Origin of the sequence: Streptomyces sp. GQFP (assembly GCF_021545335.1) — a bacterium.
GTDB lineage: Bacteria > Actinomycetota > Actinomycetes > Streptomycetales > Streptomycetaceae > Streptomyces.
Genome location: NZ_CP089312.1, coordinates 1,792,045 through 1,807,479, shown reverse-complemented (window position 1 = coordinate 1,807,479; position 15,435 = coordinate 1,792,045). Strand labels below are relative to the sequence as shown.

Genomic DNA, 15,435 nt, shown 5'->3' with positions numbered 1-15,435 from the left:
GATCGGCGGCTCAGCCCTTGATGCCGGTCTGTGCGACCCCCTGCACCAGCCAGCGCTGGAGGAAGAGGAACACGAACACCAGGGGCAGGATCGATACGGCCGTGGCCATGAAGATCAGATGGAAGTTGACTGTTTGGTTGGTCATGTACGAGGACAGCGCGATCTGTACCGTCCAGGCCTCCTGATCCTGACCGATGACCAGGGGCCAGAGGAAGGCGTTCCAGCCGCTGATGAACGTGATCGTCGCGATAGCGGCGAAGAAGTTCAGCGAGTTGGGTACGACGATGCGCCAGTACGCGCTCCAGTAACCGAGCCCGTCCACGCGCGCCGCCTCCTCCAACTCCTTCGGGAACCCCAAGAAGTACTGCCGGAACAGGAAGCAGGTGAAACCACTGAAGAGCCCCGGAACGATGAGCCCCTGGAAGGAGGACACCCAGCCGAGCGACGAAACCAGCACAAAGCTGGGCACGAAGGTGACGGCGGCCGGGACCATCAGGGTCACCAGAACGGCGTAGAAGATCTTGTTGGCGTGCTTGTACGGGATACGGGCGAGGCCGTAGCCCGCGAGCGAGCAGACCAGCAGGGTGCCGATCGTGTGCCCGACGCCGACCAGCCAGGAGTTCCACAGGGAGTGCGCGAAGGGGACCGTCTCGTCGCTGAACAGCTCGCTGATGTTGCCCCACTGGATGTCGGTGGGGAACCACTGCCAGTTCTCGCCGGTGATCTCGGCGTCCGTGGACAACGCGTTGCGGACGATCAGATAGAAGGGGACCAGGAACAGCAGGGCGCAGATGCCGGTGGCGAGGTAGAGGCCGGCGGAGCCGATCACCCCGCGCCGGTCGCGCCTGCGTTCGCGGCGCCTGGGAGGCGGTGGGGGCCCGGCGTCGGCCTTGCCGGTCTCTATGGTGGTGGTCACTTGGACTGCTCCCCCCTTCCGAAGCCCATGAGCTTGCCCTGGAGCAGGGTCACCGTGCAGATCAGCAGGGTCAGGATGACCGCACCCGCGCTGCCGGCGCCGTAGTCCTGGCTGTCACCCAGGGCCATGTAGTACAGCTCGACGAGCGGCGGGCGGCCCCATGTCGTCTTCGCGAGCAGGTTGAAGAACTCGTCGAAGGCCTGGTAGGCGGCCACGAGCAGCAGCAGGATCACGGCGGTCGAGGTCGCCCGCAGCTGGGGCAGCGTGATGTGCCGGAAGGTCTGCCAGCCGGGCTTGGCACCGTCGATGGCGGCGGCCTCGTACAGCTCCGGCGGGATGTTCTGCAGCGCCGCCAGGAACAGGATCATGTAGAAACCGGCCTGGAGCCACAGTCGTACGGTGACGATGACCAGCCAGTACCAGGGCGGGCTGGGATTGGCCAGCCAGGCGATGTTCTCGACGCCGAACCAGCCGAGGACCGTGTTCATGAGGCCGAACCGGACGCCGCTGAAGAGGGACATCTTCCAGATCAGCGAGGCGGCGACGAAGCTGCACGCGGCCGGCAGGAAGAAGACGGAGCGGAAGAACGCCTTCATGAAGCGCAGCCGGTTCACCATCAGAGCCAGCGCCAGGGAGAACGCCCAGGTGACGGGGACGATGATCACGGCGAAGACGGTGAAGGTCCCCAGGGACTTGACGAACGAGTCGTTCGTCAGCATCCACTTGTAGTTGTCGAAGCCGACGAACTTGTCCGGGGTGACGGTGAAGCGTGCCTCGAAGAAGCTGAGCCACAGGCTCCAGCCGATGGGGATGTAGACGAAGATCACCAGGCCGAGGAGGAACGGGCCGGTGAAGATCCAGAAGTTGAGGGTGGCGCCCGCCACGCCCCGCCGAGGCTTGGTCCTGGGGACCTTGGCCGGGGCGGGGCGCGCGAGTTCGCGCGTGGTGGTCGACATGTCGATGCCTGTCCGTTCGCTGCCCGTCCGCCCGCCTATCCGAACAGCGTCTTGAGCTCGCGGTTGACCTTCACGTCCGCCGTGTCGAGCGCCTTCTCGGGATCGACGCCCTTGCGGACGGCGTCGGCGATCACACCCTCAAGGGCGGTGATCATGGCCTGGGTCCACGAGATGTTGTCGAAGCGCCCGTAGTCGGTGAAGAGCTTGACGCCCTCGGCGGGCAGGCCCGTCTTCAGCTTGGTGGCGGACTCGGCGAGCGAGGTGCGCGGCGGTACGTGGAAGCCGTAGCTGAGGGCCCAGTCCTCCTGGTACTCCTTCTGGTCGATCCACAGCCACTTCACGTACTCCTTGGCCAGGTCGACGTTCTTGCCCTTGGCGTTGACGAACATCGACCAACCGCCGTTGTAGACGGCCGGCTTGGCGCCGGAGGCCGCCGAGGGGAAGGGGAAGATGCCGAGGTCGTCGCCGAGGGCCTTCTGCATCACGGGCATCGCCCACATACCGCACCACTGGATCGCGGTGAGGCCCTGGACCAGCGCCGAGGGGTCCCAGTAGTCGGCGGGGGCGTCGAGGAGCAGATGGCCGCTGGTGAACATCTTGCGGTACACCTTCAGTGCCGCGGCCACGTCGTCCGTGTGGTACGCGATCTCGTTCTTGTCGTTGAGCTGGTCGGCGCCGGCCGCCCAGACGAGGGCGTAGTTCGTCGACACCAGGTTGTTGCCGAGGAAGAGGCCCTTGACCTTGTCGGTGGTGAGCTTCTCGGCGGCCTCGGCGAGTTCCTCAAGGGTCTGCGGGATGCCTATGCCCGCCTTCTCCAGCAGCGACTTGCGGTAGTAGAAGAACTGCGGGTCGTCGATCATCCGGACGCCGTAGACCTTGCCGTCGACGGTGTGCGACTTGATGTCCGCCGGATTGAAGTCGGACTTCACCGGGTTGATGATGTCGTCCAGCGGCGCCACCTGACCGCTCTTGATCAGCTGGAGCTGCGGGTGGAACTCGAAGACGTCCGGCGCCTGGTCGGTGAGCAGCGACGAGAACAGCTTGCTCTCGAAGTTGGTGCCGGTGATCCACTGCGTGGTCACGTTCGCGCCCTCGTACGCCTTGGCGTACTTCTTGATGGCCTGCTCGGTCCCCGCCTCGCCGTACGCGTGGAAGTACTGCGTGAGGTTCTTGCCCGAACTGCCGCCGCCCGAACGGCCGTTGTTGCCGCCGCAGGCGGTCAGCGCGCCCGCGGCGGACAGGCCTGCTGCGGCCCGGAGGATGGATCGGCGGTCCCAGTTGCTGCTCATGGCCGACATGTGACGTCCTTGTCTCTAGTGCGGCTGCGGGCCACGGGCTCAACGCCGAGTGGCTGAAACAGGAGGTGCGGAGCGGGACGTTAACCTTCGGTTAAGGCTTCGGCAAGGGGTTGGACGAAGCACGTTCGAAACGTTGCCCGGCGTTCGGGATGTCGGACGCGACGGGGTCCGCGCCGGACACGACGAAGTCGCGGACCGCGTCAACCACGGTTCGCGCAGGGCTGGTTGGCCGCCGGCCCGGACCTACTTCAGGGGCATCGGACCGGTGCGCCGGGCGGACGACGACCGCTGGGTGGCCGAGGACAGCGCCCCTTCGAGGGCGAACGTCGCCGCGCCCAGACACGCCGGATCGGTGGGGATGGCGGACAGGACGATCTCGGTGGCGGCCATCGGCCGAGGCAGCGCGTGCCGCCCGACGGCCTCGCGCACTTCACGCAGCAGCGGTTCGCCCAGCCTGCGGGCCACCCAGCTGCTGAGCACGACCACTTCCGGGTTGAGGACGTTGACCAGGTTCGCGATACCCGCGCCGATGTAACGGGCCGTCTCCTGTACGACCTTGAGCGCCACGGGGTCCCGCTCGTCCACGCCGCGGGCCAGCGCGTCGATCGTGGCGGTCTGGTCGTCGGGGTGCAGCAGCGGGCTGCTCGGGCCGATCTCCCGCAGGTTCAGCATGATGCCGGGCGCGCCCACATAGGCCTCCACGCAGCCGTGGTTGCCGCAGCGGCACAGCCGTCCGTCCAGGACGAGCGTGGTGTGACCCCACTCGCCGGCGCTGTTGCTCACCCCCCGGTACAGCCCGCCCTGGAGCGCGAGCCCGGCGCCGACCCCCGTCCCGAGGTTGACCACCACCGTGTCCCCACGCCCGCGCGCCGCCCCGAACCACATCTCCGCCACCGCGCCGGCGCGCAGCGGATTGTCCAGGTAGAGGGGGTACGCGATGACCTCGGACAGCAGATCGAGCAGCGGCACGTCGTGCCAGTCCCAGTTGGGCGCGTACTCCGAGATACCGGTGTCCCGGTCCACCTGCCCCGGCACGCTCACCCCGACGCCCAGCACCCGCGCGCCCTCGATACCGGCCTGCGCGACCACGGAACCGACGGCGGCGGCCACATGGCTGACCACCTGCTCGGGCAGGCTCTCGCCGGGGCGCATGTCCTCGTCGGCGCGGGCCAGCACGTTCAGCGCGAGATCGAACAGCTCGACATGGACGTACGTCTCCGCGATGTCGACGCCGATCAGCGCGCCCCCCGACGCGTTGACGGCCACGAGACCGCGGGGCCGGCCGCCCGCCGAGTCCTCGAACCCGACCTCCGTGATCATCCGCAGATCGAGCAGCTCACCGACGAGCGTGGCGACCGTGGCCAGGCTCAGCCCCGTGGCCGCCGCCAGCTCCTGCCGGGAGGTGGGGGAGTGGGCGATGAGCTGGCGCAGCACCTCATAGCGGTTAGCGGTGCGGATGTCACGTGATGTGCGCTTCACCACCGGGCTTGCCCCCTCGCCGTGCAGACCTCAGTGCAGACAGACCGGGCGTGACGGCACCGGCGCCGCGCCAGGCTATGGGCAGCGGGGGAGGTTCGACAAGGGGTTAGGAAAGGGGCTGAAGAAAGTCTTCCCGCACTTGGCGGCACACCCGGCGGATCAGCGCGGATCAGTCGCCGAGCATCTCCCGTACGAACGTGTTGGTGAACTTTGCCGAGGGGTCCAGGGACGCGGCCAGGGCCGTGAAGTCCGGCAGGCGTGGATACCGGCCGCGCAGCACCTCCGCCGGTACGGCGAACACCTTGCCCCAGTGGGGACGCGGGCCGAACGGGTTCAGGGCCGTCTCGACCCGGCGTACGACGGGCAGTACCGCCTCTGCGTCCGCGACCCAGGTGAAGTGGAACGCCACGCTGTCCCGTCCGTGCGCCGGGCTCAGCCACTGGTCGTCGGCGGCGATCGTGCGGACCTCGCAGACCTGGAGGACCGGCGCGATCACGTCCCGGATCGCGTCGAGGGAGCGCAGCGCGTCCACGGCGTACGGGCGTGGCAGGAGGTACTCCGACTGGAGTTCCTCGCCGCTGCTCGGGGTGAACTCCGCCCGGAAGTGGGGGAGTCGCTCGTTCCAGGGGCCCGGCACCCCGAACTGCTCGGTGCAGTTCACGGCCGGCATCCCCGGCACCGGGTGCATCGCCTCGGTGGCGGGCGCGGCCCACGGGAAGTCCGGCAGAGCCTGGTCGCTGCGCCGCTTCAGCCACACCTGGCGGAAGCCCGGCCCGCGCCAGTCCGTGAACAGGCTCACGCTGTACGCGGCACCCGCCACGGCCTCGAAGTCCAGCCCCTCCAGGGGCAGTTCGGTGAACACGTACTGCTCGACCTCGAAGTCCGCCTCCAGGTCCAGGGTGAGGGCGGTGACGACGCCCAGGGCGCCGAGCGCGGTGACGGCGCCGTCGAAGCCGTCCTCGCCCCGCGCGATCGTCAGCGTCGAACCGTCCGCCGTGACCAGCTCGACCTCGCGCACCGGGGCGGCCAGCGAACCGTTGCCGACACCCGAACCGTGCGTACCGGTCGCCACCGAGCCCGCCACCGAGATGTGCGGGAGGGACGCCATGTTGGGCAGCGCGAGCCCGCGCCCGTGGACGACCCGGGCCAGTTCCGCGTACCGGACCCCGCCCCCGACCCGGACCGTACGGGCCGTGGTGTCGACGTCGATCTCCGGCGGGAGCGCGGCCAGGGAGAGCAGGACGCCGCCGTCGCCGGGCTCGGCGATCTCGTTGAACGAGTGCCCGCTGCCCAGCACCCGCACCCGCGCGCTCTCCGCGACGAGCGCCCGCAGAGCGGCCGGGGTGTGCGGTCGGTGCAGCTCCTTGGGCGTGTAGGTGATGTTGCCCGCCCAGTTGGTCAGCGTCTCGGCCATCGGGTCCGTCCCTCCGCTCAGATGTGTCGACCTTCTCACGCAGTGGTGTGTGACATGCCCGAGGGGCCCCGAGGCCACGGACACGCAGGCGGGGGCATACCGTGAGGAGTCGAACGCCGGAGTACCGCCGGAGCTGGAGGAGACACGGGATGGGCAGCCGCACCGCGCTGGTCGAGGATCTGATGGAGCGCTTTCCGCACGTACCGCGCGAGGCCGTCTTCAAAGAGGACCTGCTCAGGGGTGGTGTGGCCTTCGACCCGTCCGCGCTCAGCGACAACGAGGGCGGCGACGTCAAGCCGAAGTCGTACTTCATCTTCTCCTTCGACCACGGCACCCTCCCCGAACTGGGCGAGGCCGCGCTGCGCCGCCCGCCGGAGGAGATCATCCTCACCGGCGGCCCGTACGACCTGCGCCGGACCGTCGTGTCCGTACGCGTGAACCCGACGTCGCCCTATCGGGTGGCCGCCGACGAGCACGGCGTGCTCGGCCTCTACCTCGACGGGAAGCGGATCTCGGACGTCGGTGTGCCGCCGATGCCCGAGTACTACAAGCACAAGCTCTCCAACGGGAAGTCCGTCATGGAGGTCGCCCCCACCATCCAGTGGGGCTACCTCATCTATCTGACCGTCTTCCGGGTCTGCCAGTACTTCGGCGCCAAGGAGGAGTGCCAGTACTGCGACATCAACCACAACTGGCGCCAGCACAAGGCGGCCGGGCGGCCCTACACCGGCGTCAAGGACGTCGAGGAGGTCCTCGAAGCCCTGGAGATCATCGACCGCTACGACACGGCGAAGGCCTCCACCGCCTACACCCTCACCGGCGGCGCCATCACCTCCAAGCTCCAGGGCCGCGACGAGGCCGACTTCTACGGCCACTACGCCAAGGCCATCGAGGAGCGCTTCCCGGGCCGCTGGATCGGCAAGGTCGTCGCCCAGGCGCTGCCGAAGGACGACGTACAGCGCTTCAAGGACTACGGCGTGCAGATCTACCACCCCAACTACGAGGTGTGGGACGAGTACCTTTTCAAACTGCACTGCCCCGGCAAGGAGCGCTACGTCGGCCGCGCCGAATGGCACAAGCGCATCCTCGACTCGGCGGAGATCTTCGGCGCGCGCAATGTCATCCCCAATTTCGTGGCGGGCGTGGAGATGGCCGAGCCCTTCGGCTTCAAGACGGTCGACGAGGCGATCGAGTCGACCACCGAGGGCCTGCGTTTCTTCATGTCGCACGGCATCACGCCCCGCTTCACCACCTGGTGCCCCGAGCCCACGACCCCGCTCGGCAAGGCCAACCCCCAGGGCGCGCCGCTGGAGTACCACATCCGTTTGCTGCAGGCCTATCGCCAGACGATGGACGACTTCGGCCTCGACTCGCCCCCCGGCTACGGCGAACCCGGCCCCGGCCGCGCCGTGTTCTCCGTCAGCTCCTTCATGGACAGCTTGCCCGCTCGGGATTCGGCGTCGAAAGTCTGAACGGAACACCGCCTCGATCCGTATGGGGGACTGGGAACCATGCGTGGTTCCCAGTAACCCTGAACCCCCGTACGGCGAGTCCGCGTTGACATGTGACGACATGTGAATACGTCGCTTGTCAGTTGTGCGGGAGACGTGAAAAGCTCGGGCTCCGTTTTGCAAAACGGTCCCCAACTCCCCTGCTCTTGGGGTCAGTTGACCTTGACGTTGGCGTGTGCAAGCCGTTGATGCTGGAGTCCCCCCATATGCCAGATCTGCCGACCCCTCAGGACGCCGCCGAAGCAGCGCTGTTCTCGGAGTGCTGGGACGCGGTCCTCTCGTACGCCGACCTCTGCACGTCCGGCGCCTCCGCCGGCACCGAACTCGCCGCCGAGGCGTTCACGCACGGTATCCACGCGGCCCGCGCCGCCGACTTCGGAGCCCGCAACAACGGACGCCGCATACCCCGCCTGCCCTGGATACCCCTGCTCCTGGCGGCAGTTCGCAGTACCGCCGCGTCCTGGGAGGAGACCGGACACGGCAACCATCTCGACCCCGACCTGCGCCTGTGGCTCAACTCCGACAAGGCCGCCCGGTACGTGGGCCCGCCGCTGCGCCGCCCGCTCGCGCTGCGCGCCATGCGCGACATGCAGGAACGGGACGCGGCCCTGCTCTGGCTGGCCGACGTGGAGTCGCTGCCGCTGCCCGTCGTCGCCCGCCGGCTCGGCCTCGACCCCGACAGCGCCACCGAGGAACTCACCCAGGTACGCGCCCTGTTCAGGGACCGCTGCCAGCGCAACCTCATCGACAGCCCGATGGACACCGACTGCCGCGCCTTCGCCCGGCTGCTCGACGCGGTCTCCCGTTCGCAGGGCGCCGAGATCCCCGACGACCTCTCCCGGCACCTCGCGATCTGCGTGGATTGCGCCGAGGCCGCCGCCTGTCTGCGGTTGTACGGCGGGGCCAGCGGACTGCCCTCCGCACTCGCCGGCGGTGTCATCGGCTGGGGCGGGCTCGCCTACCTGGAACGGCGCCGCCGCGCCGCCGAGGCCGGTCTGCTCGGCGGGCGCGGGGAAGCGGGTATCGACACCGGCCTCACCGTCGGGGAGTCCCGTCCGCGCATCGGCCGTACGGCGATCCTGGTCGCGGCCGTCATCGTCTCCGCCCTGACGCTCACCGTCTCGCTGATGCCGTTCGGCGGCTCCGGCAACGATGTCTCCGCGAAGGGCGGCACGACCAACGGCCAGCCCGTGGCGGACCCGGGCGGCCTGCCGTCCGGCGTGACCGTCCCGGCGGGCGCGACCCCGTCGACGTCGCCCGACCGGTCGACCCCGGACACGTCCACGACACCCTCGGACAAGCCCGACCCGGAGCCCCAGGGCACCTCCACGGCCACAGCGAGCGGCGCGGCGCCGAAGCCGAGCCCCAGCAAGAGCAACAGCGACGAGATCTCCTGCGAGGCCGAGTACGACCTCGTCAACGAGTGGCCCGACGGCTTCCAGGCCACCATCAGCGTCACCACCGCGAAGGCCATCGACGGCTGGAGCATCGCCTGGTCCTTCCGCAACGGCCAGCAGGTCGGCCAGATGTGGGACGCGAGCTTCGCCCAGGACGGCGCCCGCGTCACGGCCACGGCCGCCGACTACAACAGGACGGTCGCGGCCGACGGCACGGTCTCCTTCGGCTTCCTCGCCAGCTGGCAGGGCACGAACGCGCCCCCGTTCGACTTCACGCTGAACGGCAGCCCCTGCACGACCTGAGGAGGCCGGCCACCACCCGATCCGGCCACGCCGAGCGATGTCGCTACGGGCGTGGCCGGAGTTCTTTGCGGCTCGGTCAGATCACTTCGCTCTCACTCCGGTCCGCCCGCTCCCAGAGGGTGTGGAAGCGGCCCTCGCGGTCGGTACGCCGGTAGGTGTGGGCGCCGAAGTAGTCGCGCTGGCCCTGGGTGAGGGCGGCCGGGAGGCGCTCGGTGCGCAGGGTGTCGTAGTACGACAGGGCGGCGGAGAAGGCCGGGACCGGGACGCCGTGCCGGGCGGCCGTGGCGACGACCTCGCGCCACGGGACCTGGGAGTCGGCGATCTCGGCCGCGAACCCCTCCTCGGTGAGCAGCGTGACCCGGCGGGGATCGGCGGCGTACGCGTCCCGCACCCGGTCGAGGAAGGCGGCCCGGACGATGCAGCCGCCGCGCCAGATCCTCGCGATCGCCCCGAGGTCGATGTCCCAGCCGTACTCGGCCGACGCATCCATGATCATCTTCCAGCCCTGGTCGTAGGCGATGAGCTTCGACGCGTACAGGGCGTGCTCGACGATGCAGGCGAAGCGCTCCGCCTCGTACGAGGTGAGGTCCCAGCTGGTGCCGCCGGGCAGCTCGCGGTACGCGGCGCGCAGGGCGCTCTGGCCGGAGGCGGCGCGGGCGAAGGTCGCCTGGGCGATGGCGGTGACCGGCGAACCGAGGTCCAGGGCGGTCCGTACGGTCCAGCGGCCGGTGCCCTTCTGCCCGGCGGAGTCGGCCACCACGTCCACGAAGGGTCTGCCGGTGGCGGCGTCGGTGTGGGCGAGGATCTCGGCGGTGATCTCCATCAGGTAGGAGTCGAGGCGCCCCTTGTTCCACTGCCGGAACACCTCGGCGATCCGCGCGGGTTCGTATCCGCCGACCTGCCGAAGCAGGTGGTAGGCCTCGCCGATCAGCTGCATGTCGGCGTACTCGATCCCGTTGTGCACCATCTTCACGAAGTGCCCGGCGCCGTCCGTCCCGACATGGGTGACACAGGGCTCGCCGTCCACCTTGGCACTGATCGTCTCGAACATCGGCCCGAGCGCGGCGTACGAGGCCACGGAGCCGCCGGGCATGATGCTCGGCCCGTTCAGCGCACCCTCCTCACCCCCGGAGACGCCCACTCCCACGAAGTGGATACCGAGCCCGCGCAGGGCCTGTTCCCGGCGGCGGGTGTCGGAGAAGTGGGCGTTGCCACCGTCGATGATCATGTCGCCGGGTTCCAGGAGGGCGGCGAACTCGTCGATCACCGCATCGGTCGCAGCCCCGGCCTGCACCATGATCATGAGCCGCCGGGGACGCTCCAGGGCCGCCACGAACTGCTCGGCCGTCTCGGCGGCCACGAAGTCGCCCTCGTGCCCGAACTCCTCAACCAGCGCCTTCGTCCTGGCGGGGGTCCGGTTGTGGATGGCAACGGTGTAACCGTGCCGGGCGAAGTTCCGGGCCAGATTCCGGCCCATCACCGCCAGGCCGGTGACGCCGATCTGCGCGGTCGCCTTCATGGTGTGCTCCTTCGCTCGGTGCGGTCGCTCGGCGCGGTCCAACCGCCGCACTGATCAGTTACGGCTGGTGGGGCCCCAGTTGTTCAGCCGGATATCGGGTGACGTGCCGAGCGGGTGTGCGCTTGGAGCGAAAGCGCGGTGACGGGAAGAACGAGGGGCCCGGCCGACGACCGGCCGGACCCCTCGCCGGAGTTCGGTCAGATCGAGAAGTCGACCCCCTGGGCGAGCGGGAGTTCGCCCGAGTGGTTGACGGTGTTCTCGGTGCCCGAGGTGCCGATGTCTAGACGATGTTCAGTTCGCGTCGCGCGTCCGCGCCCGCGAAGCGGTCCGCGCTCAGCGCGCCGACGTCCACGAGGGGGGTCGCGCCCGTGTAGAGGTCGCGCAGCACCTCGCCGACCGCGGGTCCCATGAGGAACCCGTGCCCGGAGAAGCCCGTCGCGTACAGGAAACCGGGGACCTCGACCGAGCGGCCGATCAGCGCGTTGTGGTCGGGCGTCATCTCGTACAGCCCCGCCCAGCCGCTCGCGATGCCGACGTCACCGAGGGCCGGGACACGCCGCTCCAGCACCTCGGCGAGGTCGGCGAGCCACTCCGGATCGCGGGTCTGGTCGAACCCCCAGGAGTCGGTGCGCTCGGACATGCCCATGAGCAGGCCCTCGCCCTCGTTGTGGAAGTAGAAGGAGGTGGAGAAGTCGATGGTGAACGGGGTGTCGGGGGCCAGCCCCCGCACCGGTTCGGTGATCACGATCTGCCGGCGCAGCGGCTCCACCGGCAGCGTCACCCCCGCCCAGACACCGACCTCCTTGGCCCAGGCGCCGACGGTGCAGATGACGGTGGCGGTGCGGATGGTGCCGTGCTCGGTGTGTACGGCGGTGATCTCCCCGCCCTCGACGTCGATTCCGGTGGCCGAGCACCCGGTCACGAGACGGGCGCCGGCGCGGCGGGCGGCGGTGGCGTAACCGAGCACCACCGACTCCGGGGTGCAGTGGCCGTCACGCGGCGAGTACAGCGCGCCCACCAGGCCCTCGGTGCCGATGAGCGGGGAGAGCCGCTTGGCCTCGGCGACGTCGACGACGCGGCTCGGCACACCGAGGGCGTTCTGCAGCTCGGCGTTCTGGGCGAAGGTGTCCAGGTCCTTCTCGTCGTCGAGGAGGAAGAGGTAGCCGACCTGGTGGAGGTCGATCTCCTGCCCGAACTCGGTGCCGAAGCGCTCGAACGTCTCCAGGCTGTGCAGCCCGAGCTTGATGTTGATCTCGTCGGAGAACAGCGCCCTGACCCCGCCGGCCGCCTTGCAGGTCGAACCCTCGCCGAGAGCGCCGCGCTCCACGAGTACGACCCGTTCGACGCCGGCCGCCGCGAGATGGTAGGCGGCGCTGAGCCCCATGATGCCGCCGCCGATGATGACGACGTCGGCCGCGTCGGGCGGCACATGGCGTGCTGTCGTGGTCACGAGTTCCTCCGGTTCGTGCGGTGGCTTGCCGCGGTGGGTGTCCTGGCGGCTGCCGGATCGCCCACCGGCGTCGGAGTGACGATGACGATGATGATGGCGATGACGGTGGGGGCTCAACGGCGTTGAGGCAGAAGCAGAAAAAGAGTTGGCTTCCTTCCAGGACCCGGGGCTAGGGTTTCTGTTGTTCCGTCGGCGGCCGATCGGCCGCCGACGTCGGCTGAGCAGGACGCTGAACAGGACCAGGAGGTGTGAACCGATGGCTGTCTTTGAGCTGGGCGCTGCCCGCATTCAGAAGTTCATCAAGTCCACCTCCGTGGCCGCCGGCTGACCTCCACTTTCCTTCGCGCCCGAGTGCGCGCGCCGGGGCCACCCTTGTGAAGGGTCTCCCTTGACTTCCCTTTCCTCACACGCGCTCGCCCCGTACGGCTGGGACGACGCGTGGGCAGCCGAATTCGCCCCGTACGCCGCCGAAGGGCTGCTCGTCGGCCGCGTGATCCGCGTCGACCGCGGCCAGTGCGACGTCGCCACCGCCGACGGTGTGCTGCGCGCCGACACCACGTTCGTCACGCCCAACGATCCGATGCGGGTCATCTGCACGGGCGACTGGGCCGTGGTCGAACCGGCCGGCGACCCGCGTTACGTCCGTACGTATCTGCCGCGCCGGAGCGCGTTCGTACGGTCCACCTCCTCCAAGCGGTCCGAGGGCCAGATCCTCGCGGCCAACGTCGACCACGCCATCGTGGCCGTGTCGCTGGCCGTCGAACTCGACCTCGGCCGTGTCGAACGGTTCCTGGCGCTGGCCTGGGAATCGGGCGCACAGCCGGTCGTGGTGCTCACCAAGGCCGATCTGGTACCGGATGCGACGACCCTGTCGTATCTCGTCCAGGACGTGGAGGCCACCGCCCCCGGGGTGCCGGTGCTCACCGTCAGCTCCACCAACGGGGACGGCGTCGACGTCCTCGCGGCGGTCGTCTCCGACGGTACGGCCGTGCTGCTCGGGCAGTCCGGTGCGGGCAAGTCGACGCTCGCGAACGCGCTGCTCGGCGTGGACGTCATGGAGGTCCAGGCCACCCGTGACGCCGACGGCAAGGGCCGGCACACGACAACCACCCGCAACCTGCTCGCCCTGCCCGGCGGGGGCGTCCTCATCGACACACCGGGGCTGCGGGGCGTCGGCCTCTGGGACGCCGGTACCGGCGTCGGGCAGGTCTTCGCCGAGATCGAGGAACTGGCCGCCGACTGCCGCTTCCAGGACTGCGCCCACACGGCGGAGCCGGGGTGCGCAGTCCTGGACGCGGTCGACTCCGGCGCGCTGGCTCAGCGGCGCCTGGAGAGCTATCGCAAGCTGCTGCGGGAGAACCAGTACATCGTCGCGAAGACGGATGCGCGGTTGCGTGCGGAGATCCGCAAGGACTGGAAGAAGAAGGGGGCGGAGGGGAGGGCGGCGATGGAGGCCAAGCGGGGGCGCCAGCGGTAGCGGCCGCTGGGCGCGCGGGGGCTTTCTTCGCCCCCGCCGCCCCTACCCGTTCCCATCCCTGGGGGCTGAGCCCCCAGACCCCCCTACGGCCCTGAACGGGCCTTGTCCTCAAACGCCGGACGGGCTGAGTACTCAGCCCGTCCGGCGTTTGAGGACAAGGGGGTTCGGGGGCGGAGCCCCCGAGGATGGGACGGGTAGGGGCGGCGGGGGCGAGAAGCATCGTGTCCGATACCCGCCAGCCGCACCCTCCCCACCTGCCGCAAACTGGACAGCGTGACCGACAAGACACCAGGTACGCGGCCGTGCGCAGCAGGGACGCCCGGTTCGACGGCGAGTTCTTCTTCGCCGTCGAGACCACCGGCATCTACTGCCGCCCCAGCTGCCCCGCAGTCACCCCCAAACGGCACAACGTCCGCTTCTACCCGACCGCCGCCGCCCGGGACGGCGACAGTCCCCTCAGCACCCTCACCGCCGCCCTCGCCGACGGCACCCTCCGGCTCGACCCGGGCGCCGACCGCGACGAGACCCACCGCGCCCTGCTCGCCCTGCCGGGACTCGACCCCCGTACCGTCGCCGTCGTCCGGGCCCGTGCCCTCGGCGACCCCGACGTCGCGCCGCCCGGCGTGGACGTGCCCGACACCTGGCGCCCCTGGCGCTCGTACGCCCTCCATCACCTCATCGCCGCAGGCGAGTGGGAGTCCTCATCGTCATGAACATGAATACGCACACCGCTGTCTCCGCCACCGTCTACTGGACCACCCTCGACAGCCCCCTCGGCCAACTCCTCCTCACCGCCGACGAGTCGGGTGCCCTCACCTCCCTCTCCGTGCCCGGACAGAAGGGCGGCCGGAGCGTCGGAAGTGTCGAGGACGGGTGGCGGGCCGACCCCGTGCCCTTCCGGGCAGCGGAAGCCCAACTCGCCGCCTACTTCGCCGGTGAACTCACCCATTTCCAGCTGGAGTTGAGGAGCGGCGGGACCGAATTCCGGCAGCGGGTCTGGGACGCCCTCGACTCGGTGCCGTACGGGGAGACCACCACGTACGGGCGGATCGCCGCGCGGATCGGGGCCTCCCGGGCCGCCGTACGGGCCGTCGGCGGTGCGATCGGCGCCAATCCGCTGCTCGTCGTCCGGCCCTGTCACCGGGTGATCGGCGCGGACGGGTCCCTCACGGGGTACGCCGGCGGTCTTGACTGCAAGCGCCGTCTGCTCGGCCTGGAGGGCGTTCCGTTCACCCCGTAGTCAGTTCTCCTCCAGGCCCCAGCTGTGGATCCGCCTCGGGTGGATGCGGATCACCTCCTCGCTGAAGTGCGGGCCCAACTCGTGCGGGCCCGTGAGGAGTTCGGCCTCGCCGCGGATGTCGACGCCGCGTACTTTCCAGGGGCGGACGCTCACCACGTCGTCGACGACCAGCGCCACCTTCGGGTTCTTCTCCAGGTTGCGCCACTTCTTGGTGCGGCCCATCGCGAGGCCGCCGATCAGGATCGTCCCGTCGTCCTGCGGGAAGAAGCCGACGGGGTTCGCCTGAGGCTGCCCGTGGGGGTCGACGGTGGCCAGCCGTCCCAGCCGCTGGGTCCGGAGGTAGGCGCGCTCGGCCGCGCTGAATTCGGTCATGGCGGCAGCCAAACACGGCGGGCCGGGCAGGCGCAGCGGAAACACGGGTGTACGTGCGAACGTAAGTGCGTGCCGCCATGGGTGTGACATCGCGGTGGCGCCG

The 15,435-nt window shown here is 69.6% G+C and carries 12 protein-coding genes and 2 pseudogenes; 6 read left to right on the top strand and 8 right to left on the bottom strand.

Annotation, left to right across the window (positions count from 1 at the left end; all coding sequences use genetic code 11):
• Positions 1-10 precede the first annotated feature (10 nt).
• The 5 genes from LUX31_RS07935 to LUX31_RS07915 form a co-directional block, all read right to left on the bottom strand.
• Positions 11-916, bottom strand: a complete 906-nt coding sequence (locus tag LUX31_RS07935; protein ID WP_443045936.1) for a carbohydrate ABC transporter permease — start codon at positions 914-916, stop codon at positions 11-13.
• Positions 913-1,872: a carbohydrate ABC transporter permease gene (locus tag LUX31_RS07930; RefSeq protein WP_235474065.1), complete on the bottom strand. Its 960-nt coding sequence runs from the start codon at positions 1,870-1,872 to the stop codon at positions 913-915. Before LUX31_RS07930 ends, LUX31_RS07935 begins: the two co-directional genes overlap by 4 nt.
• A gap of 35 nt (positions 1,873-1,907) precedes the next feature.
• Positions 1,908-3,170, bottom strand: coding sequence for an ABC transporter substrate-binding protein (locus tag LUX31_RS07925; RefSeq protein WP_235474064.1), 1,263 nt, complete (start codon positions 3,168-3,170; stop codon positions 1,908-1,910).
• 243 nt (positions 3,171-3,413) lie between these two features.
• The gene (locus LUX31_RS07920; protein WP_235474063.1) at positions 3,414-4,649 is read right to left on the bottom strand and encodes an ROK family transcriptional regulator; all 1,236 of its coding nucleotides are present in this window, start codon (positions 4,647-4,649) and stop codon (positions 3,414-3,416) included.
• Between the two features lie 169 nt (positions 4,650-4,818).
• Complete coding sequence (locus tag LUX31_RS07915) at positions 4,819-6,063, bottom strand: FAD-binding protein (protein ID WP_235474062.1); 1,245 nt, start codon at positions 6,061-6,063, stop codon at positions 4,819-4,821.
• A gap of 149 nt (positions 6,064-6,212) precedes the next feature.
• Here LUX31_RS07915 and LUX31_RS07910 point away from each other — a divergent pair, with 149 nt between their 5' ends.
• Entirely contained in the window at positions 6,213-7,535 is a 1,323-nt protein-coding gene (locus LUX31_RS07910) for a radical SAM protein (protein WP_235474061.1), read from the top strand.
• 245 nt (positions 7,536-7,780) lie between these two features.
• The gene (locus tag LUX31_RS07905) at positions 7,781-9,274 is read left to right on the top strand and encodes a cellulose-binding domain-containing protein (protein ID WP_235474060.1); all 1,494 of its coding nucleotides are present in this window, start codon (positions 7,781-7,783) and stop codon (positions 9,272-9,274) included.
• Between the two features lie 76 nt (positions 9,275-9,350).
• Here the strand turns inward: LUX31_RS07905 and gndA are convergent, their stop codons facing one another.
• On the bottom strand, positions 9,351-10,793 hold the full coding sequence (gene gndA, locus LUX31_RS07900) for an NADP-dependent phosphogluconate dehydrogenase (RefSeq protein ID WP_235474059.1): 1,443 nt from the start codon (positions 10,791-10,793) through the stop codon (positions 9,351-9,353).
• A gap of 280 nt (positions 10,794-11,073) precedes the next feature.
• Positions 11,074-12,243, bottom strand: coding sequence for an NAD(P)/FAD-dependent oxidoreductase (locus LUX31_RS07895; RefSeq protein ID WP_268828127.1), 1,170 nt, complete (start codon positions 12,241-12,243; stop codon positions 11,074-11,076).
• A 388-nt stretch (positions 12,244-12,631) separates the two neighbouring features.
• Here LUX31_RS07895 and rsgA point away from each other — a divergent pair, with 388 nt between their 5' ends.
• The 4 genes and pseudogenes from rsgA (at position 12,632) to LUX31_RS07875 (ending at position 14,960) form a co-directional block, all read left to right on the top strand.
• Positions 12,632-13,720, top strand: a complete 1,089-nt coding sequence (gene rsgA, locus LUX31_RS07890; protein WP_235474058.1) for a ribosome small subunit-dependent GTPase A — start codon at positions 12,632-12,634, stop codon at positions 13,718-13,720.
• 185 nt (positions 13,721-13,905) lie between these two features.
• A pseudogene (locus tag LUX31_RS37640) lies at positions 13,906-14,097 on the top strand (Ada metal-binding domain-containing protein); the annotation flags it as partial.
• Between the two features lie 78 nt (positions 14,098-14,175).
• Positions 14,176-14,433 (top strand): annotated as a pseudogene (locus LUX31_RS07880) (DNA-3-methyladenine glycosylase 2 family protein); the annotation flags it as partial.
• Positions 14,434-14,435: 2 nt separating this feature from the next.
• Complete coding sequence (locus LUX31_RS07875; protein ID WP_235474057.1) at positions 14,436-14,960, top strand: methylated-DNA--[protein]-cysteine S-methyltransferase; 525 nt, start codon at positions 14,436-14,438, stop codon at positions 14,958-14,960.
• Here the strand turns inward: LUX31_RS07875 and LUX31_RS07870 are convergent, their stop codons facing one another.
• On the bottom strand, positions 14,961-15,332 hold the full coding sequence (locus LUX31_RS07870; protein WP_235474056.1) for a PPOX class F420-dependent oxidoreductase: 372 nt from the start codon (positions 15,330-15,332) through the stop codon (positions 14,961-14,963).
• Positions 15,333-15,435: the final 103 nt, after the last annotated feature.